The following is a 19511-nucleotide window of genomic DNA, read 5'->3' as shown; positions in this document are numbered from 1 at the left end:
AGGCAGCCTGCAGTTTAATGGCGCCTCGGGTGAAGGCAAGAATAATTCTCATCCGTTTTACGGTTACTGGGCGCGGCGGAAGGTCAGGTTGTAACGGAACGCGCCAGCCTGCGGATGGATGCCCGCTTTTAGCGGCAAAATGCCGTGATAGCGCAGGCGCGACGGACCGCCCCACACTACGATATCGCCGTGCTCCAGCAGCACGCGCTGGGTCGCATCGCCGCGCTCAAAACCGCCAAACTGAAAAATGGCTGGCAGGCCAAGCGATACCGAGACAATCGGCTGGCGTAAGTCCTTCTCATCCTTATCCTGATGCAGCGTTAGTTTGGCGCCGGGCTCATAACGGTTAATCAGGCAGGCGTCCGGATTGAAACCGGCAAAGCCGGCCTCCTGCGCGGTCTGCTGCGCCAGCGTGCGAAACAACGCAGGCATCGGTGGCCATTTACGGCCGCTGCTGACATCCTGTTCGGTGTACTGGTAACCGCGCGAATCGGTCGACCAGCCGAAATCGCCGCAGTTGGTCATGGCGACTGACATGCGATGTCCACCCGGCGTGATGCGATGGGCAAACGGGTTAAGGGCCGCGACGTCATGAATTGCCGCCAGCAACGCATCGGCCTGCTCGCGCGCCCGGCGCCGCAGAATCACCGCGCCCTCGGCCAGCGGCTCCTGCCATGGCGCGTCTTCACTAAATAGATCCAGCACAGTTACCTCCTGTCAGGTCAGGGCTGATCGATAAGAAACGATTTGAACTGTGGCGACATCCAGTGGCTGAAACCGTCGCCCTGCTTCGTAATCAGATACACCGCCAGATGCTGTTTCAGCGCCAGCGCTTTGGCACGCTCGGTGCCGAGCACCATCAGCCCGGTGTCCCAGCCGTCGGCTTCCAGCGCGGTGGTGGCTATCACCGTGGCTGAGACCAGCCGGTGATCGATGGGTCGGCCACTGGCCGGATCGATCACGTGCGAGATGCGTTTGCCATCCAGTTCATAATAGTTGCGATAGCTACCGGAGGTGCTGATTCCGTGCCCCTGCAGATCGACGCGTGCCTCCACCGCGTTCTCGCGATCGGTCGGTTTCTGGATGGCTACCCGCCACGGCTGCTGGCTGGCATTCAGGCCGCGACTCAGCACCGCCCCGCCCACCGACACCAGATAATTAGTAATGCCCTGCTGCTCCATCAGCCGCGCCAGGTGATCGGTGGCGTAGCCTTCGCCCATGGTGGAGAGATCGACATACAGGCCAGGCAGATCTTTCTGCAGCCACTGGCCGTTCACCGTTTCAATCACACGCAGGTGTTGCAGGCCGGTCTGCGCTTTGGCGGCGGCGATAGCGGCATCCGATGGCGTATGCGCCGGCTGCTGCGCCGGGCCAAAGCCCCACAGATTCACCAGCGGTCCGACGGTAATGTCCATCGCGCCGCCGGTCAGCTGACCGATGCGCAGCGCGCGGGTGACGATATCGGCCATATCGGCACTGACCGGCTGAGGATCCTGCCCCTGATACTGGTTGAAGCGCGACAGCACCGAGTCCTTTTTCCAGGTGGAGAGTTCGCCATCGTCGCGATCGAGCTGCTGCTGAATCGCCTGCTGCAGCGCGGCTTTACGCTGAGCATCCACGCCCGCCAGACTCACGCGCCACACCGTTCCCATGGTTTTGCCTTCCAGCACCAGCGCCTGCTGCGCCGGTTTTTGCTCGCACCCGCTCAGCAGCAGTGCTACCATGCCTGTCAGCAGAATGTTCTGAAAATTCATCAATTCCTCGTCTGTAACTCATTACTACAGCCTATTACAAAGCATAACTCGCTTGTAAAACCGTCTAAAGCTGCTTGAAGTTGATCGCTGGCTGGCACAGCATACTGCGTTCCTGCACGAGAATCCTTACAGGAGCGACAGATGATTTATATGATTCTTGCTATTACCGCCGGGTTATTTGCTTACGGAAGCTTCCGTTGCTGGCAGCACTATCGCCACCGTCTGATTCAGCACTATCCGTCGCGCCGACGTTAAGGCATTGCACCAGCGTCGTGCATCCTGCACCGCTTCAGCGCTGGCGCAGTGTAACAAAGCGGCCACGGGGCGCGTGGCGCTGAGAGCGGTGGCATGGCATGAATTGTGCAGCGTTGATGGTGGGTTGAACATCAGCGAGGTGCAAGATGAGTAAGGCAACAGAACAACAGGATAAATGGCAGCGCTGGCTGAGCTTTTCCGCCTTTACGCTGGCGGGGGTGGCGCTGGAAGGCAGCCTGCCGCCTGCCACCACATCCCCGCAGCAGGCGGCAAAGGCCAGACGCTGGCGCAACGCGCCGTAAATTACAGACCCAGCTCGCTCAGGCCCGGATGATCGTCCGGGCGTCTGCCAGCCGGCCAGTGAAACAGCCGCGCTTCAGCGCTAATCGGCAAATCGTTGATGCAGGCGAAGCGCTGAATCATCAGACCATCGGCACCAAAGTGCCAGTTTTCATTGCCATAGCTGCGAAACCAGTTGCCGCTGTCATCACGCCACTCATAGGCAAAACGCACCGCCAGCTTATCGTGGTGCCACGCCCATAACTCTTTAATCAACCGATAATCCAGCTCGCGGGCCCATTTGCGCTGCAGAAAGGTCACGACGTCCGCGCGGCCGTTAACGAATTCGCTGCGATTGCGCCAGCGGGTATCTTCACTGTAAACCTGCGACACGCGCTGCGGATCGCAGCTGTTCCAGGCATCTTCCGCCATACGCACTTTTTCTAAGGCACTTTGATGATCGAACGGAGGGATGAGCATTTTTTATCTCCTGATGATGTAGACAGGTCTGTCTACTTGATTCATCCTGCCGTATGTAGACAATTCTGTCTACCCCCGAAAACAGGAATTTTTTCTTATGCTCGCACCCCTGCTGTTTGATGCCAGCGCCAGCGCGCGTGACCGCATCCTGCTCAGCGCGCAACAGCTGTTTTATGCGCAAGGCATCCGTGCTACCGGCATTGATAAAGTGATTGCCGCGGCTGGCGTGACCAAAGTGACCTTCTACCGCCACTTTCCGGCTAAAAATGACTTAATTCTGGCGTTTTTGCAGCAGCGCCATCAGCGCTGGATGAGCGGCTTTCGCAGCGCGCTGGCGCAGCAGCCTGCCATCAACGTGGCGCTGCCGGCGGCGTTACTGAGCTGGTTTCAGGAGGAGGATTTCCGCGGCTGTGCGTTTATTAATAGCTCGGCAGAACTGACTGATACCCTGCCGGAAGCGAGCGCACTGATTCGCCAGCACAAGCGTGAGATGGCGGCCGCCATTGCCGAAAGACTCAGCACAGCGCAGCAGGATAAAACCGGGCAGATCGTGTTGTTGGTAGATGGCGCAATCGTGCAGGTTCAGATGGGGGAAGCGGCGCAGCAGGTGACGGCAACGCTGCAGGCGGCGCTGAACGCGCTGCTGGAGATCAGAGCGTGACCCGCAGGCCACGCTCTCCGGCTTAGAACTGGTAAACCAGGCCCAGCGCAACGATGTCGTCGGTGTTGATACCGGCCGCATCGGTGAAGTTGTTGTCGTCCAGCAGGTTAATCTGGTAATCAACATAGGTCGACATGTTTTTGTTGAAGTAATAGGTCGCACCCACGTCGACATATTTTTTCAGGTTCTGGCTGCCGTAACCTTCGATATCGCTGCCGCGTGAGGAGACGAAGGCCAGCGACGGACGCAGACCGAAGTCAAACTGATACTGTGCCACCAGTTCCCAGTTGTCCGCTTTGTTGGCATAGCCGTACGCAGCGGAATCCACCGCGCCGAAGCGGGTTGCATTGTAAGAACGGGTGTACATCGCCGCCAGATACACGTTGTTAGCGTCATATTTCAGACCGCCGGTGTAGGCTTCGGCTTTATCACCGCGACCAAGAATGCCTGGCGCGTTGCCGTTCTGATTGTTGGTACGGTCAGACTGGAACATCGCCGCACCCAGACCGAAGCCGGAGCCGAGATCGTAGGTGGTGCTCAGGCCCCATCCGTCGCCGTTCTCACCCAGGACATCACGACCGGAAGAGGATTCGGTTGGGTTGTCGTTTTTGCCCTGATACTGCACGGCAAAGTTCCAGCCATCCACCAGCCCGAAGAAGTTGCTGTTGCGGTAAGTCGCCAGGCCGTTGCTGCGCTGGAACATGAAGTTGTCCGCGCCGTAGGTGTCACCACCAAACTCCGGCAGCACGTCAGTCCAGGCGCCGATGTCATACAGTACGCCGTAGTTACGGCCGTAGTCGAACGAGCCCGCATCACCGAATTTCAGACCGGCGAAGCCGACACGGGTGTAGCTGTTGGCGGTGCCCTGCGATTCTGCGGTGTTCAGCGCTGCCTGGTACTCCCACTGACCGTAGCCGGTCAGCTGGTCGGTCACCTGAGTTTCACCTTTAAAACCAAAACGCAGGTAAGACTGGTCACCGCCCTGGCCATCGTTGTCCGAGAAATAGTGCAGGCCGTCTACTTTGCCGTAGAGGTCTAATTTGTTGCCATCTTTGTTATAAATTTCAGCTGCGCTTGCTGAGCCTGCCACCAGCAATGCAGGAATCATCAGGGAGAGAACGCGACGTTTCATTTTATTACCCTCTGTAATGTGCCTTTTATATGTGCCACTGCTAACTGAATGCTTAAAAATTCAGCCGGCAAGCCATTGTTATTTTATGGAGAGCAATAATCTATCACGAAAATGATACTAAATTTCCGAAAGTGTTTCATTGTATTAAATAGTTATTTCTAAATGTAAATTTCGCGGAACTAATAATCAGCACACATCGGCAAAAAATATCGCACTAATTGATAAACCGAATTTTATTCATTTAAATACATAGGGATAAGATGAGATAAGCTGCCGCACTGAATGATAAAACTTAACGCCACTCAGCGCATACAATTACTCTCGCTATCATCATTTATTTCATTATTACCTTCATTCACCCCGAATGAGAGATTTACCCTAATTCCCGCCGGACATGATTGTCCGGCATTTTTTTGCCTGCCATTTTTCTTCCGCTGTGTAATTTTATGTAAACCTGTTTACTGAGGTTAAATTAACCGCCACTCAGGACGCCATTATTTGTTCGTTTTCGCACTTTTTGTTCATTACTTAGCCATGATTGCGCAATGTTAATTTCCGGGCGTAATAAAGTTACACAAAAATATAGCCGATGCGTTTGTCCAACCGTTTGCGGAATATTCTTTACCACTATTCAGTAAGTTAGCGCTGCCGCAGTAATCGATTTTCACCCCAACTTAAGCCAAATTTTCACTGAATCTGTCGGTTTACTCAGAGCCAGAGAGCTTATGAAGTCCAGGAAATGTCTGGAAAAGCGCAGCGCCTTGCAAAAGATCGGTAATATGCTGTTTTCTGGCGACCATTTTTGCCTTGCTCTTCGCCTTCATTGAGCGGTGCCACGCCAGCTTTAATGCTAAACTTCGTCGCTCGAACGACTTATGACAACGACACCTTTATGACAGCACTGGACGCCGCACAGCCCAACAAATTGCATCAGCGTGTCAATCTGGGAACACGCCTCGTTTTTCTCATCGCCGGTTTAAGCATGTCTGCGTGGGCGCCGCTGGTGCCGTTTGCCAGTCAGCGTCTCCAGCTGACGGGCGCGTCGCTGGGCGGCCTGCTGCTGTGTCTCGGCATTGGTTCACTGGCGGCAATGCCGGTGACCGGTGCGCTGGTGGCACGCTTTGGCTGCCGCCGCGTTATGCTGTGCTCCACGCTGGTGGTGCTGGCAGTACTGCCGCTGCTGGCAACGCTGGATGTGATGTGGCTGATGGCCGCCATGCTGATGGTGTTCGGTGCCGGGCTCGGCATGCTGGATGTGGCCATGAATGTGCAGGCGGTTGAGGTTGAGAAAGCGGCGGCGAAGCCGATGATGTCCGGTTTCCACGGTTTCTTCAGCCTTGGCGGTATTCTTGGCGCCGGCGCGGTCAGCCTGTTACTTGGCGCGGGTCTGACACCGCTGCAGGCAGTGGGCGTTATCATGCTGCTGATGGTGCTGCTGTTGCTGTGCAGCCTGCCGACGCTGATGACAGAGCGGCTGCATCAGCCCGATCAACCCTGGCTGGTGATCCCGCGCGGCTGGGTCGCCTTCCTCGGTTGCCTGTGCTTTATTCTGTTCCTTGCGGAAGGCGCGGTACTCGACTGGAGCGCCCTGCTGCTGCTGCAAAGTCCGGGCATGAGCGTGGCGCACGCCGGTCTGGGGTACGCCATCTTCTCCATCGCCATGACCATAGGTCGCCTGACGGGCGATAAAGTGATTCAGCGCTTTGGCCGCTATCCGGTGATGCTGACCGGTGCGCTGGCGGCGGCAGCCGGCATGACGCTGGCGGTGCTGCTGCCGTGGCCGCAGGCGGCGCTGCTGGCCTTTTTGCTGGTTGGCTTTGGCCTGGCCAATACCGTGCCGATGCTGTTTAATGCCGCCGGTAATCAACAGGATATGCCGGCCAATCTGGCGATTTCCGCCATGACAACGCTTGGCTATGCGGGTATTCTTTCAGGCCCGGCTTTAATCGGCTTTATTTCCCAGTGGCTCAGCCTGAGCGGCGCGTTTTTACTTATCGCCCTGCTGCTGCTGGCGGTTGCCGCCAGCGCCCGGCTGGTCGCGCGTTAATTGCAGGATCCTGAGACACCTATGCTGCCTTATAAATTTCCGCTGACCTCCGGCAACGTAACGCGCTTTTTCGTGGTGTTTAACCTGGTGCTGTTTCTCGCGCTCGGTGCCATGGTGCATAACAGTGTGAATGCGTGGATCATGGAAAAGCGCTACGCCATGACCGACCTGGCGCGCGCGATGCAAAAACGCATTGATGCTTACCGCTTTGCCACCTGGCAAATCTATGAAAATCTCGCCACCAGCGCCGCGGGCTCGACGCCGAGCAGTAGCCTGCAGGAGACGCGCCTGCGCCCGGATGTTTACTATCTGGAGAAAACCCGCCGCAAGACCGAAGCGCTGATTTTTGGCTCGCACGACAGCAGCACGCTGGATATGACGCTGCGCATGTCCAATTATCTCGATACGCTGTGGGGCGCTGAAAATCCGGCGTGGTCGATGTACTTCCTCAATGGTCAGGACAACAGCCTGATCATGATCTCGACCCTGCCGCTCAAGGATATGGCGACGCGCTATAAAGAGAGCGCCATCAATACGCTGGTGGACAGCCGCCGCGCCGAAATGCTGCAGCAGGCCAATGCGCTCGACGAACGCGAAAGCTTCTCGCCGCTGCGCCACTTTGCCTGGCAGAACGATCACTACTTCACGCTGCGCACCACGTTTAACCAGCCAGGTCATTTAGCCACGGTGGTGGCGTTCGATCTGCCGGTTAACGATTTGATTCCACGCAGTATGCCGCTGGAGAACTTCCAGCTGCGTCAGGATGCCAGCCAGCCCGGCAGCGCCACCAGCGATGACGCCAGCAGCGAAAGCACCACGGTGACGCTGGTTAACCCGAACCTGGAGATTGCCGCCACGCTGCCCAGCACCTCGCTCCAGCTGGTATACCGGGTGCCGCTCGCCAGCCTGGCGATGGATACCCTGCATAACCTGATGTGGCCGCTGCTGATCAACCTGGTACTGTTCCTGCTGTCTATCGCCGGCATTACGCTGCTGCGCCAGCAGTCACTGCGACCGAATGAGAACCAGAGCGCTGAGCTTGATTCGCTGCGTATGCTGAATGAGGAGATCGTCGCCAGCCTGCCGGTCGGGCTGCTGGTGTATGACTTTGGTACCAATCGCACGCTGCTGAGCAACAAAATCGCTGAGCATCTGCTGCCGCATCTCAATCTGCAGAAGATCATCAATATGTCCGATCAGCATCAGGGCGTGCTGCAGGCTACCATTAACAACGAAGTGTATGAGATTCGCCACGCGCGCAGCATGCTGTCGCCGCACACCCAGCTGTTTATGATGCGCGATCAGGATCGCGAGCTGCTGGTGAATAAGAAGCTGCAAAAAGCGCAGCAGGTGCTGGATCGCAACCACCAGATGCGCCAGCAGCTGATGCAGAATCTTGGCCATGCGCTTAATCGTCCGCTGCAGAGCATGGTGACGCAGCTGGTGCAGCTCAGCCAGCGCGATGACGACGAGAGCGTGCTGGATCTGCTGGATGAGAGCCAGGGTCTGGCGCGGCTGGTGGACGATATCGTCCTGCTCAACCGGCTGGAAGCCCACGACTGGTCGCCGGATGCGGGCGTGTTTAACCTGCAGGATCTGCTCGATGAGATTGCGCTGGAGAGCCTGCCGCTGCTGCGGCGCAAAGGGCTGACGCTGGTGGTCAACAATCAGCTGGCCAACGACGAGATGCGCTTTGGCGATCGCCGCGCGCTGCGTAAAGTCCTGACCACGCTGATGCACTACGCGCTCACCACCACGCAGTGGGGCAAGATTTCCCTCGATATCAAAGCCAGCGACAGCAAAGTCAACAGCGTGCTGTTCCAGCTGGTGGATACCGGCTCAGGCCTGACCGGCGACGAGCTGGCCAACGTCGATTTCCCTTACCTTGGCGAAACCACGCAGGATCGTTACGGTCAGGCGTCCGGCATGGCGTTTTTCCTGTGTAAGCAGCTGTGCAAACAGATGGGCGGCCAGCTGGAGATTATCGCCAAACCGGATATCGGCACGCGCTACAACATTCAGCTGCCGCTGGCGCTGGAACAGCAGAGCGAGCAGGAAGAGAAACTGCTGGAAGGCGTGACGGCGCTGGTGGATATCGCGGTCGAAGACGTACACAAAATTGTCTGCCGCCACCTCGAGAACTGGGGGGCAAATTGCCTGACCTCGGACGAACGCTTGTCCGGGCAGGAGCATGATGTGCTGGTGACGGACGATCCGGCGCGCCTGCAGGGCTGGGCGCTGTTGCTGGCGGGCGACGAAATGGGGCATCACGCCCTCAACGACCAGCAATTCCGGGTCAATTTCAATCTCAGCAATGCGCTGCTTGATGCGCTGCTGGCCCTGATTGAGAAGCAACTGGCTCACGATTCGATAGAGGAGAGCGACGACGATGAGGCTGCTACGCCGCTGCTGAGCGGCGGCTATTTCCAGCTGTTTACGGAGACAGTACCGCCAGATGTGAAGAGACTGTATACTGAGTCGGCGGAGAAGGACTATCCCTCGCTTGCTCAGACAGCGCATCGCCTGAAAGGCGTGTTTGCCATGCTCAATTTAATGCCGGGTAAACAGCTTTGTGAAGAGTTAGAACAGCACATTAAACTGTGCGACGATTTAACCATTAAAAATACCACCAGTGAAATTGACGCGTACGTCAACCAACTGCTGCAGCAAGGTAACCAATAAGATGAATAACCTGAATGTAATTATTGCCGATGACCATCCAATCGTTCTGTTCGGTATCCGTAAATCTCTGGAACAGATCGAATGGGTGAATGTGGTAGGTGAGTTTGAAGACTCAACAGCACTGATCAATAGCTTGTCCAAACTGGATGCCAACGTCCTGATTACCGATCTGTCGATGCCGGGCGAAAAATACGGCGACGGCATCACGCTGATCAAGTACATCAAGCGTCACTATCCGGATCTCTCCATTATTGTTCTGACCATGAACAATAACCCAGCGATCCTGAGCGCGGTACTGGATCTGGATATCGAAGGCATCGTGCTGAAACAGGGTGCACCAACTGACCTGCCAAAAGCGCTGGCAGCCCTGCAGAAAGGCAAAAAGTACACGCCAGAAAGCGTGGCCAAACTGCTGGAGAAAATCAGCGCCGGCGGCTACGGCGACAAACGTCTGTCACCGAAAGAGAGCGAAGTGCTGCGTCTGTTCGCCGAAGGCTTCCTCGTCACCGAGATCGCCAAGAAGCTGAACCGCAGTATCAAAACCATCAGTAGCCAGAAGAAATCAGCAATGATGAAGCTGGGCGTGGATAACGATATCGCGCTGCTGAACTACCTCTCTTCCGTCAGCGCCACTCAGGTCGACAAAGAGTAATCCCTGCGGCGGTGCTTCGGCACCGCCTCCCCTCTGCCCTGCTTACCCTTCCCGGCTTTTGCGAACACGTTCGGCATACAGCGCCAGCGTGGTTTTCAGCACATCCAGCGTCACCGGTTTTGACAGGCAGTTATCCATGCCGGCATCCATACAGCGCTGTTTCTCTTCCGCCAGTGCGTTAGCGGTCACCCCAATCACCGGGAAAGCATGCCCCAGCTGGCGCAGACGCTGCGTCAGCCGGTAGCCGTCCATGTTTGGCATGTTGACATCGCTCAGCACGATATCGATATGGTTGCGGCTGAGCACGTTGAGCGCATCCACGCCGTCCTGCGCCGTTTTGGTCTGATAGCCCAGCGTGCCGAGCTGTTCAGACAGCAGCATCCGGTTAATCGGATGGTCATCAACGATCAGCACCATGATGTCTTCATAGCTGGAGGCCTGCTGCGGCACCGGCAGCTCCAGCGTGGTCGCCGTTTCGCTGTCGATGGCAATGCGATAAATCCGGCCCAGCAGCAGCGGCAGATCGTGCAGCGTCGCGCTGCTGTGCACCCACTGTCCCGACGTCGTTTCCTGCGGCATATCAATATGTTCACCGCAGATACGGATGCGCGCGCGTACCGTCTGCGCTGGCGCGTCGTGGTGATCGCAGATCATCACATCGTCCGCCCCAGCCCGCCCCTGATAGTGCGCAACCTGGATGCCCTGCTGCTGGAGCAGACGCAGCAGGAAGGCCGCCAGATAGTCGTTGCGCAGGTCGAGCCAGATGGCTTTTTCCTGCAGACCATCCAGCAGCGGCGGCGCGGGTTGCTGTCCGGCGTAGATCGGAATACGCACCACGAACTGGCTGCCCATGCCCGGTTCAGAGTCGACTTCGATGTCGCCATCCATCATGTTGATGAGCTTTTCACAGATCGCCAGTCCCAGCCCGGTGCCCTGGAAATTACGCTGCACGCCGGAGCCGACCTGGAAGAACGGGTCGAACAGGCGCGTGATCTCTTTTGCCGGAATTCCCACGCCGGTGTCGCGCACGCGAAACGCCAGATACCCCTCTTTAACATAGGCGTGCAGGATAATGCAGCCGGTGTGGGTGAATTTGATGGCGTTGTTCAAGAGGTTGGAGATCACCTGCTGCAGGCGCAGCGGATCGCCATCCAGCGCCAGCGGCACATCGTTCTCGATGAACACATACAGCGTCAGGCGCTTGCGCACCACCAGCGACAGATAGTTGCTGGCAATATGGTTGACCACCTCACGCGGCGAGAAGGGACGCGGCTCAATCTTCAGCTGCTCGGACTCGATCTTTGAGAAGTCGAGAATATCGCTGATGATTTTCAGCAACAGGCTGGATGAGTTGTTCATCGCCGTGACCAGCGAATCCACGCCCTTCGGCAGCGATTTGGTCTGCAGCAGATCGAGGTTACCGATAATGCCGTACAGCGGCGTCCGCAGTTCATGACTGACGGTGGCAAGGAACATCGATTTGGACTGGCTGGCCTGCTCGGCGGCATGCGCCATCTCCTGCAGCGACTGCTCCATGCGCACGCGCGCCGAGACGTCGACCAGCACGCAAATCGCCACGTTCTCGTTGCGGTAGCGCGAATGCACAAAGCTGATTTGCAGGTTAGTGTTACTGCCGGTCAGCATATCGACAAAATTAACCTGCTGGCCACCGATGATTTCATTCAGCCGCAGGCGATCTTCCTGCGTCAGCAGCGTCAGATAGTTATGCGCCAGTTCATTACTGAGGATGTTGGTGCCATCGCTGGTTCGCAAAATACAGATGCCGACCGGCGCTGACGCGACAATCTTGCGGTTGAACTGCTCGTGCTCCTCCAGCCGATGAGCGTTGTCTTCCGCCGGCAGGAACATGCGGCGTTCGAACACCCATGCCAGGGTAAACAGAATCAGCGCGATGAGAATATTGAGCAGCAGCGCGTTGATCAGCATCAGCTTGAGCTGATCCATCAGCACATCGGTCGACAGCGACCACACCACATTGAGGCTGGACGGCGGCAGCGGCTTTTTCAGCACCAGCTGACGATAGCCGTCAAGATAACCAAACCAGGCGCTGTTATCCGGCAGATCGTCCAGCGAATAACCGGGTCCGCCGCGTCGTGAGCTGATCAGCGGACGATAGTTTTCATCGGTGATGGTGGCCACCAGCGGCAGCCCGCCGGGCTGAATAAATTCATCCAGGCGAATGTTCTGTTCCACGCCGAGCAGCGCCTGCAGTTTGTTGGCGACGTAAACCGGCACCACCATGTAGAAGTTGCCGATGCCTGGCTGGCTGCTGTTGGTAATCCAGTACATCGGATTACGCCGCTCTTCCTCGTTGCCGCTGCGGTAGTGCAGCACGTTTTCGCGCAGCGCCTTCAGGCTGCGTTCGCGATCGACCGGATTATTGTTACCGATGGTGAAGTCTGCCAGGCACTGATTTTCGCCGCCGATAAAGAACACCCGATTGAGTTCATAGGCTGAGGCAAAATTGCTTTTCCAGTAGTTAATGAAATAGCTCAGGGAATCGAGCGAGTTACGCCAGGTGTTGCTCATTGACGTGCAGTCACCGTCGGTAAACAGCGGCGTAAACTGCGGCAGCGTGCTTTTGCCGCCCGGCATGCCGTTGAGCATATCCAGCCCGTTGACGCTGCTGCTCAGGCGATTCTCAGTGATGTATTTCAGCTCGCGCATCACATCCGCGGAGTGGCGCACATACCATTCGGCCTGACCATAATTAGTGGCAAACTCCTGGCGCACCGCGTTCTCTTTCTCGTGCAGCACATTGATGATGTAGAAAGTGGTCAACAGCGCACCCAGCGACCAGAGCAGCAGTGCCAGCGCACGAAACAGGTAGCGCGAGATGCGAAGCGTGGTGCGAAAGGAGACGAGATATTTCAAAAGAGACTCACTGGCGGCAAGGGTTATCGGGACGTTGAAAAGTTCTCATACACTAGCTTTATCAGGGCGAAAAAGCCAGTTGGCACGCGACTTTGGGAGTGAAAGTCAGACAAAAAAAACGGCAGGTCGGTTGCCCTGACCTGCCGCTTGTGACAGACAACGAACGGTTACTCTTCGTCGTCTGTTTCCGGTGCGTCGTCGTCGCTGTCGACTTCCGGCGCGATATCGTCTTCGCCTTCTGCCACGCTGCCGTCGATGGCGTCGAGTTCTTCCTCTTCCACCGGTTCAGCGACGCGCTGCAGGCCGACCACGTTTTCATCTTCCGCGGTACGAATCAGGATCACGCCCTGCGTATTACGGCCCACCACGCTGACTTCCGACACGCGGGTACGCACCAGCGTACCGGCATCGGTGATCATCATGATCTGATCGCTATCCACCACCTGTACCGCGCCAACCACTGGCCCGTTACGCTCGGTGACTTTAATCGAGATCACGCCCTGCGTGGCGCGCGATTTGGTCGGATACTCGCTGTTAGCAGTACGCTTGCCGTAGCCGTTCTGCGTTACGGTGAGAATCGCGCCCTCTTCACGTGGCACAATCAGCGACACCACTTTGTCGCCTTCGGCCAGCCTGATGCCGCGTACGCCCGAAGCCGAACGGCCCATGGCGCGCACCGCGCTCTCCGCGAAGCGCACCACTTTACCGGCGGCAGAGAACAGCATCGCTTCGTCGTTACCGTTGGTCAGCGCCACACCAATCAGCTCATCGTCTTCACGCAGGTTGATGGCAATGATGCCGGCACTGCGCGGACGGCTGAACTCCTGCAGCGCAGTTTTCTTCACGGTACCGTCTGCGGTCGCCATGAAGATGTTGAAGCCTTCGGTATATTCGCGCACTGGCAGAATCGCGGTGATACGCTCGTTGGCTTCCAGTGGCAGCAGGTTGACGATCGGACGACCGCGCGCGCCACGGCTGGCTTCCGGCAGCTGATAGACCTTCATCCAGTAGAGGCGGCCACGGCTGGAGAAGCACAGAATGGTGTCGTGGGTGTTGGCCACCAGCAGACGATCAATAAAGTCTTCTTCTTTAATGCGCGCCGCCGATTTGCCCTTACCGCCGCGACGCTGGGCTTCATAGTCTGACAGCGGCTGGTATTTGACGTAGCCCTGATGCGACAGGGTGACCACCACATCTTCCTGGTTGATCAGGTCTTCGATGTTGATGTCAGCGCTGTTAGCGGTGATTTCCGTACGGCGCGCATCGCCAAACTGATCGCGCATCGCCACCAGCTCTTCACGGATCACTTCCATCAGGCGCTCGGCGCTCTGCAGGATGTGAATCAGTTCGGCGATCTGGTCCAGCAGCTCTTTGTACTCGTCGAGCAGTTTTTCATGCTCAAGGCCGGTCAGTTTCTGCAGACGCAGATCAAGAATGGCCTGTGCCTGCTGCTCGGTCAGGTAGTAGCGACCGTCGCGAATACCAAACTCGGCTTCCAGCCACTCCGGACGCGCGGCGTCGTCACCGGCTCGTTCCAGCATGGCGGCGACGTTGCCGAGATCCCACGACTGCGCCAGCAGGCCGCTTTTCGCTTCGGCTGGCGTCGGAGCCCGACGAATCAGCTCGATAATCGGATCGATGTTGGCCAGCGCAATCGCCAGACCTTCAAGGATGTGCGCACGATCGCGCGCTTTACGCAGTTCGAAGATGGTACGACGCGTCACCACTTCACGGCGGTGGCGAACGAAGGCTTCAATGATCTCCTTCAGCGTCATGATCTTCGGCTGGCCCTGATGCAGGGCAACCATGTTGATGCCGAAAGAGACCTGCAGCTGCGTCAGCGAGTAGAGGTTGTTGAGCACCACTTCGCCGACCGCATCGCGTTTCACTTCAATGACGATACGCATGCCGTCTTTGTCAGATTCGTCACGCAGGCCGCTGATGCCCTCAACGCGCTTCTCTTTCACCAGCTCGGCAATTTTCTCGATCAGGCGCGCTTTGTTCACCTGATACGGGATTTCATTGACGATGATGGTTTCACGACCGGTTTTGGCGTCGGTTTCGATCTCGCCGCGCGCGCGGATGTAAATTTTACCGCGCCCGGTGCGGTAGGCTTCTTCAATGCCACGACGACCGTTGATAAAGGCGGCGGTCGGGAAATCCGGCCCGGTAATGTGCTCCATCAGCCCTTCGACGCTGATGTTTTCATCTTCGATAAACGCCAGACAGCCGTTGATCACTTCCGTCAGGTTGTGAGGCGGAATATTGGTCGCCATGCCGACGGCAATACCGGAGGAGCCGTTGATCAGCAGGTTAGGAATTTTGGTCGGCAGGACTTCTGGGATCTGCTCGGTGCCGTCATAGTTCGGCACAAAGTCGACCGTCTCTTTTTCCAGGTCAGCCAGCAGTTCAGAGGAGATCTTCGCCATGCGCACTTCGGTATAACGCATCGCTGCGGCGGAGTCGCCGTCGACCGAACCGAAGTTACCCTGACCGTCGACCAGCATGTAGCGCAGGGAGAACGGCTGGGCCATGCGCACGATACTTTCGTACACAGCGGAGTCACCGTGTGGGTGATATTTACCGATAACGTCACCGACCACACGGGCAGATTTTTTATAGGGTTTGTTCCAGTCGTTACCCAGTTCGCTCATGGCAAAAAGCACACGGCGATGCACCGGCTTCAGGCCATCACGTACATCGGGTAAGGCTCGGCCAACGATGACCGACATGGCGTAATCGAGGTAGGAGTTTTTCAACTCTTCTTCGATATTGACCGGTGTAATTTCTCTCGCAAGGTCGCTCATGGAGCCGCTATCCCTCTACATAATCCCGGATTTTAAAGGTGCGAAAGTATATCACATCGCTTGCGTGCGGTGAACGTAAAGCAGGGTTTTGTGGCGCTTTTCCTTTGCGCTGAGAGATGCCTCGCAGGGTTTATACGTTTATACTGGTGGCATATTTTGTCAGGAGTCATGATTCAATGAATGAACAACCGCAGGAAAGCCGCCAGAACGTTGACCACGCCGAAATTGCCAAGTTCGAGGCGGTTGCATCACGCTGGTGGGATTTAGAGGGTGAATTTAAGCCGTTGCACCGCATTAATCCCCTGCGTCTTGGCTGGATTGCCCAGCACAGCCATGGGCTGTTCGGTAAGAAAGTGCTGGATGTCGGCTGCGGCGGCGGCATTCTCGCCGAGAGCATGGCGCGTGAAGGGGCGGAAGTCACCGGTCTGGATATGGGCGCCGAGCCGCTGGAGATCGCGCGTCTGCACGCGCTGGAGAGCGGTGTGAGCGTCAATTACGTGCAGCAGACGGTTGAAGCGCATGCGGCCAGCCATGCCGGTCAGTACGACGTGGTAACCTGTATGGAGATGCTGGAACACGTGCCGGATCCGCGTTCCGTGGTGCTGGCCTGCGCGCAGCTGGTGAAACCGGGCGGCGAGGTGTTTTTCTCCACCATCAACCGTAACCCTAAAGCCTGGCTGCTGGCGGTGTTTGGCGCTGAATACGTGCTGCGCATGGTGCCGCGCGGTACCCATGACGTGAAAAAATTTATTCGTCCTGCCGAGCTGCTGAACTGGGTGGATGAGACCGCCCTGCGTGAACGCAATATGACTGGCCTGCACTACAATCCGCTGACTAATCAGTTCCGTCTTGGCCGTGGGGTGGACGTCAATTATATGGTGCATACCCACCGTCAGGCGTAAACGACCTGTTTCGCCTGCCTGCCCGTGGGCAGCGCTGTTGTAGCGGCGCGATGTATTACGCGAAAAATCGCGCCGCTATGGAATCTACGACTAGCAATTTACCCAACTGAACGGCATAACGCTCTACAAACTGCCAGTCCTCCTTTCACTTCCGACCGCCCCCGGTTTATCACGCGCTGGCCCTATCCAGATCAATTTCCTTTTAGACGCTGCGATGCGCTTTTTGTAAGGTGAAAAGGTCATAAAAAATTCATAAGCAAACGCAGATAAGTTCGCTGCTGACGGAGCGGCGCGGGCTTTTTTCGCCTGGGAAATTTCCCGAATCGCAGCGGTTGAGCAATAAACACGCGCTCGATCAAAAATTGAAAAAAAACCTGTTATCCGTTGACACCAGGTGCAGGCCTTGTGGCGTGGGGATCCAGGATTTTCGCCACCCCCCAGGGCGTAAAATTTTGTGAAAATCAACTCTTGTGATGATCCGATTGCTGACTAGAATACTCACCATATTGTTGTTCAAACTTTCCGCACCCCCTATATATAGTGTTTATCCACAGGCTTACTCACAATGAGCCGCCTGTGAATAGACGGGGGATAATTTTGTATTTCATGGACAGGTAAACACGCGACATGAACCAAAGTCTGCTCGTTACGAAACGCGATGGCCGCCAGGAGCGCATCGACCTCGATAAGATTCACCGGGTGCTGGACTGGGCAGCTGAAGGGCTGAACAATGTCTCCGTCTCGCAGGTTGAGTTGCGTTCGCACATCCAGTTTTACGATGGCATCAAAACCTCGGACATTCACGAGACCATCATCAAAGCAGCGGCCGATTTGATCTCCCGTGACGCGCCTGATTACCAGTACCTGGCCGCGCGTCTGGCGATCTTCCACCTGCGTAAAAAAGCGTATGGTCAGTTTGAGCCGCCGAAGCTGTACGACCAGGTAGTGAAAATGGTCGAGATGGGCAAATACGATCGCCATCTGCTGGAAGACTACAGCACCGAAGAGTTCGAGCAGATGGACGGCTTCATCGACCACTGGCGCGACATGAACTTCTCCTACGCGGCAGTGAAGCAGCTGGAAGGCAAATATCTGGTGCAGAACCGCGTCAGCGGTGAAATCTACGAGAGCGCCCAGTTCCTGTATATTCTGGTCGCCGCCTGCCTGTTCTCCGGCTATCCGCGCGATACGCGCATGGATTACATCAAGCGTTTCTACGATGCGATCTCCACGTTCAAGATTTCGCTGCCTACGCCTATCATGTCCGGCGTGCGCACCCCGACCCGTCAGTTCAGCTCCTGCGTACTGATCGAGTGCGGCGACAGCCTGGATTCCATTAACGCCACCTCCAGCGCTATTGTGAAATATGTGTCACAGCGTGCCGGTATCGGCATCAACGCGGGTCGCATTCGTGCGCTCGGCAGCCCGATCCGCGGCGGTGAAGCGTTCCACACCGGCTGTATCCCGTTCTATAAGCACTTCCAGACGGCGGTGAAATCCTGCTCGCAGGGCGGCGTGCGCGGCGGTGCGGCAACGCTGTTCTACCCGATGTGGCATCTGGAAGTGGAAAGCCTGCTGGTACTGAAAAACAACCGCGGCGTCGAAGGCAACCGCGTGCGTCACATGGACTACGGCGTGCAGATCAACAAGCTGATGTACACCCGCCTGCTGAAAGGCGAAGACATCACCCTGTTCAGCCCGTCCGACGTGCCAGGCCTTTATGACGCATTCTTCGCCGATCAGGATGAGTTTGAGCGTCTGTATACCAAATATGAGAAGGACGACAGCATCCGCAAGCAGCGCGTGAAAGCCGTCGACCTGTTCTCGCTGATGATGCAGGAACGTGCCTCAACCGGCCGTATCTACGTACAGAACGTTGACCACTGCAACACTCACAGCCCGTTCGATCCGGCCATTGCGCCAGTGCGTCAGTCTAACCTGTGCCTGGAAATTGCGCTGCCGACCAAACCGCTGGAAGACGTCAACGACGAAAGCGGCGAGATCGCGCTGTGCACCCTGTCCGCCTTCAACCTCGGTGCGATTGAAAGCCTGGACGATCTGGAAGAACTGGCGACGCTGGCAGTACGTGCGCTGGATGCCCTGCTCGATTACCAGGACTACCCGATTCCGGCGGCAAAACGCGGTGCGATGGGCCGTCGTACCCTGGGTATTGGCGTGATCAACTACGCCTATTACCTGGCGAAACACGGTGTGCGCTACTCCGACGGCAGCGCCAACAACCTGACGCACAAAACCTTTGAAGCCATTCAGTACTGGCTGCTGAAAGCCTCCAACGAGCTGGCGAAAGAGCAAGGTGCCTGCCCGTGGTTTAAAGAGACCACTTATTCGCAGGGCATTCTGCCGATCGATACCTACAAAAAGGATCTCGACAGCGTATGCAATGAGCCGCTGCACCTTGACTGGGAAGCGCTGCGTGAGTCGATTAAAACCCACGGCCTGCGCAACTCTACACTGTCTGCACTGATGCCGTCTGAGACCTCTTCGCAGATTTCGAACGCCACCAACGGTATCGAGCCGCCGCGCGGTCACATCAGTATCAAAGCGTCGAAAGACGGGATTCTGCGCCAGGTGGTACCGGAGTATGAGCGTCTGAAAGATCAGTACGAACTGCTGTGGGAGATGCCATCAAACGATGGCTATCTGCAGCTGGTGGGCGTGATGCAGAAGTTTATCGATCAGGCGATTTCATCGAACACCAACTATGATCCAGGCCGTTTCGCCAATGGCAAAGTGCCGATGAAGCAGCTGCTGAAAGATCTGCTGACCGCGTACAAATTTGGCGTGAAGACCCTGTACTACCAAAACACCCGTGACGGTGCCGAGGATGCGCAGGACGATCTGGCGCCGTCTATTCAGGACGATGGCTGCGAAAGCGGCGCCTGTAAAATTTGATCGAAAGGCGCCTGCGGGCGCCTTATCGTGTCTGGGCCAGCAGCGGCTGGCC

The 19511-nt window shown here is 56.8% G+C and carries 13 protein-coding genes; 7 read left to right on the top strand and 6 right to left on the bottom strand.

Going from position 1 to position 19511, the window contains the following annotated elements; genetic code table 11:
• Positions 1-63 precede the first annotated feature (63 nt).
• Together alkB and apbE are read right to left on the bottom strand one after the other, a co-directional pair.
• Positions 64-705, bottom strand: a complete 642-nt coding sequence (gene alkB, locus C1N84_RS06480) for a DNA oxidative demethylase AlkB (RefSeq protein ID WP_264442621.1) — start codon at positions 703-705, stop codon at positions 64-66.
• A 17-nt stretch (positions 706-722) separates the two neighbouring features.
• On the bottom strand, positions 723-1754 hold the full coding sequence (apbE, locus tag C1N84_RS06475) for an FAD:protein FMN transferase ApbE (protein ID WP_021509242.1): 1032 nt from the start codon (positions 1752-1754) through the stop codon (positions 723-725).
• 401 nt (positions 1755-2155) lie between these two features.
• Here apbE and C1N84_RS06470 point away from each other — a divergent pair, with 401 nt between their 5' ends.
• Positions 2156-2311 (top strand): hypothetical protein, encoded by a 156-nt coding sequence (locus tag C1N84_RS06470; RefSeq protein WP_164861051.1) that lies wholly within the window; start codon positions 2156-2158, stop codon positions 2309-2311.
• Between the two features lies 1 nt (position 2312).
• Here the strand turns inward: C1N84_RS06470 and C1N84_RS06465 are convergent, their stop codons facing one another.
• Positions 2313-2768 (bottom strand): nuclear transport factor 2 family protein, encoded by a 456-nt coding sequence (locus C1N84_RS06465; RefSeq protein ID WP_058758444.1) that lies wholly within the window; start codon positions 2766-2768, stop codon positions 2313-2315.
• Positions 2769-2865: 97 nt separating this feature from the next.
• On the opposite strand from C1N84_RS06465, the gene C1N84_RS06460 reads away from it, so the two are divergent.
• Complete coding sequence (locus C1N84_RS06460) at positions 2866-3429, top strand: TetR/AcrR family transcriptional regulator (protein ID WP_264442611.1); 564 nt, start codon at positions 2866-2868, stop codon at positions 3427-3429.
• Between the two features lie 22 nt (positions 3430-3451).
• Here C1N84_RS06460 and ompC read toward each other — a convergent pair whose 3' ends face one another.
• On the bottom strand, positions 3452-4561 hold the full coding sequence (gene ompC, locus C1N84_RS06455) for a porin OmpC (RefSeq protein WP_394541802.1): 1110 nt from the start codon (positions 4559-4561) through the stop codon (positions 3452-3454).
• Positions 4562-5453: 892 nt separating this feature from the next.
• On the opposite strand from ompC, the gene C1N84_RS06450 reads away from it, so the two are divergent.
• The 3 genes from C1N84_RS06450 to rcsB are packed head-to-tail and all read left to right on the top strand — an operon-like array spanning position 5454 to position 9942.
• Positions 5454-6608, top strand: coding sequence for an MFS transporter (locus C1N84_RS06450; RefSeq protein ID WP_264442607.1), 1155 nt, complete (start codon positions 5454-5456; stop codon positions 6606-6608).
• A 24-nt stretch (positions 6609-6632) separates the two neighbouring features.
• The gene (rcsD, locus tag C1N84_RS06445; protein ID WP_264443628.1) at positions 6633-9290 is read left to right on the top strand and encodes a phosphotransferase RcsD; all 2658 of its coding nucleotides are present in this window, start codon (positions 6633-6635) and stop codon (positions 9288-9290) included.
• Between the two features lies 1 nt (position 9291).
• Positions 9292-9942, top strand: coding sequence for a response regulator transcription factor RcsB (gene rcsB, locus C1N84_RS06440; RefSeq protein WP_013509853.1), 651 nt, complete (start codon positions 9292-9294; stop codon positions 9940-9942).
• 42 nt (positions 9943-9984) lie between these two features.
• Here the strand turns inward: rcsB and rcsC are convergent, their stop codons facing one another.
• On the bottom strand, positions 9985-12837 hold the full coding sequence (rcsC, locus tag C1N84_RS06435; RefSeq protein WP_394541800.1) for a two-component system sensor histidine kinase RcsC: 2853 nt from the start codon (positions 12835-12837) through the stop codon (positions 9985-9987).
• Between the two features lie 167 nt (positions 12838-13004).
• A complete protein-coding gene (gene gyrA, locus C1N84_RS06430; protein ID WP_021509233.1) occupies positions 13005-15644 on the bottom strand; it encodes a DNA topoisomerase (ATP-hydrolyzing) subunit A in 2640 nt (879 codons plus the stop codon).
• 176 nt (positions 15645-15820) lie between these two features.
• On the opposite strand from gyrA, the gene ubiG reads away from it, so the two are divergent.
• The gene (gene ubiG, locus C1N84_RS06425) at positions 15821-16546 is read left to right on the top strand and encodes a bifunctional 2-polyprenyl-6-hydroxyphenol methylase/3-demethylubiquinol 3-O-methyltransferase UbiG (RefSeq protein ID WP_021509232.1); all 726 of its coding nucleotides are present in this window, start codon (positions 15821-15823) and stop codon (positions 16544-16546) included.
• A gap of 627 nt (positions 16547-17173) precedes the next feature.
• On the top strand, positions 17174-19459 hold the full coding sequence (gene nrdA / locus C1N84_RS06420; RefSeq protein WP_021509231.1) for a class 1a ribonucleoside-diphosphate reductase subunit alpha: 2286 nt from the start codon (positions 17174-17176) through the stop codon (positions 19457-19459).
• Positions 19460-19511 lie beyond the last annotated feature (52 nt).

The sequence above is a fragment of the Pantoea sp. SGAir0418 genome, from assembly GCF_043529865.1.
Note: the sequence above shows the minus strand (reverse complement) of the source record. Positions and strands in the feature narration are given on the sequence as shown.

Coding starts and splice junctions, on each gene's coding strand:
- apbE (WP_021509242.1), bottom strand. CDS start 1,754: ATGAATTTTCAGAACATTCTGCTGACAGGCATGGTAGCACTGCTGCTG.
- C1N84_RS06470 (WP_164861051.1), top strand. CDS start 2,156: ATGAGTAAGGCAACAGAACAACAGGATAAATGGCAGCGCTGGCTGAGC.
- C1N84_RS06465 (WP_058758444.1), bottom strand. CDS start 2,768: ATGCTCATCCCTCCGTTCGATCATCAAAGTGCCTTAGAAAAAGTGCGT.
- C1N84_RS06460 (WP_264442611.1), top strand. CDS start 2,866: ATGCTCGCACCCCTGCTGTTTGATGCCAGCGCCAGCGCGCGTGACCGC.
- ompC (WP_394541802.1), bottom strand. CDS start 4,561: ATGAAACGTCGCGTTCTCTCCCTGATGATTCCTGCATTGCTGGTGGCA.
- C1N84_RS06450 (WP_264442607.1), top strand. CDS start 5,454: ATGACAGCACTGGACGCCGCACAGCCCAACAAATTGCATCAGCGTGTC.
- rcsB (WP_013509853.1), top strand. CDS start 9,292: ATGAATAACCTGAATGTAATTATTGCCGATGACCATCCAATCGTTCTG.
- gyrA (WP_021509233.1), bottom strand. CDS start 15,644: ATGAGCGACCTTGCGAGAGAAATTACACCGGTCAATATCGAAGAAGAG.
- ubiG (WP_021509232.1), top strand. CDS start 15,821: ATGAATGAACAACCGCAGGAAAGCCGCCAGAACGTTGACCACGCCGAA.
- nrdA (WP_021509231.1), top strand. CDS start 17,174: ATGAACCAAAGTCTGCTCGTTACGAAACGCGATGGCCGCCAGGAGCGC.